This window comes from Thermodesulfobacterium hveragerdense DSM 12571 (assembly GCF_000423845.1).
Classification (GTDB): domain Bacteria; phylum Desulfobacterota; class Thermodesulfobacteria; order Thermodesulfobacteriales; family Thermodesulfobacteriaceae; genus Thermodesulfobacterium; species Thermodesulfobacterium hveragerdense.
Window position 1 is genome coordinate 1 of sequence record NZ_AUIT01000047.1, and the last position, 1025, is coordinate 1025.

Sequence of the window (1025 nt, forward strand, 5' to 3'; positions counted from 1 at the left end):
GTTTTATGTTATCATTAATTTAAAAAATATTAAAAATTTTTATTATGCCTCTAAAATATTTTATTAAAAGACACAATTTATATTCTACTCCCAAATTCCCAGACAGAGGAAAAACAGTTTGTAAGTTTTGTGTTAGAAGGTGAAGAATACGCTATAAGAATTGAAGATATTCAAGAGATAGTTCAGGTTCCAGAAAAAATAGTTAATGTACCGCATGCAGACTCTTCTGTCATTGGGATTATAAACTTGAGAGAAAGAACCCTCCCACTTACAAGCCTGAGAAAAATTTTTAATCTTCCAGACAAACCTCTTGATGAGACCAACAGGATTGTTGTTCTTAACCTGAATGGAGTTTCTATAGGTGTGGTGGTTGACAGTGTAAGGGAGGTTCTTAGAGTTCCCGATTCTTTAATAGAGCCTGTGCCTTCCCTCATTTTTCAGGGTCAAGAAAAAGCAGAGATTGCTGAAATATGTAAACTTGACCAGGGAAGAAGACTTGTTTCCATAATTTCTGTGGAAAGGCTCTTTGAGACCCAAAAATTTAAGGAGGCGAAAGCCGTGATTAAGGACATAGAGGAGAAAGAAGAAAGGGAACAGTTAAAAGAGATGGAAGAAGAGCAAGTGGTGGTGTTTACTCTTGATCGGGAGGAATACGCTGTTCCCATCGAGGCTGTTCAAGAGATAGTAAGAGTCCCAGATGAGCTTACCTATGTTCCTAAGACACCAGAATTTATTGAAGGAGTTATAAACTTAAGAGGAAATGTTCTACCTGTGATTGACTTGAGAAAGCGATTTGAACTTCCAGGAAAACAAAGAGATGAACAGCAAAGGATAAAGGTTTTTGTGCTTGATGGAGTTACAGTTGGGTTTATCGTTGATTCTGTAAAAGAGGTTTTAAAGATTTCAAAGAGCTTTATCCATGACTCTCCCAGGACACTTGTCAAGAGAATTGTGTCTCCTTATAAAATCTCTTTACAAACATTTGCCTCAATTCGTATAAAGCAGACTTAATTAAAGGAAGTGGT

General features: G+C 36.5%; 1 pseudogene. It reads left to right on the forward strand.

Annotated features, from left to right (window positions below):
• Positions 1-81: 81 nt before the first annotated feature.
• Positions 82-915, forward strand: a pseudogene (locus tag G580_RS10710) (chemotaxis protein CheW); the annotation flags it as partial.
• Between the last annotated feature and the right edge of the window lie 110 nt (positions 916-1025).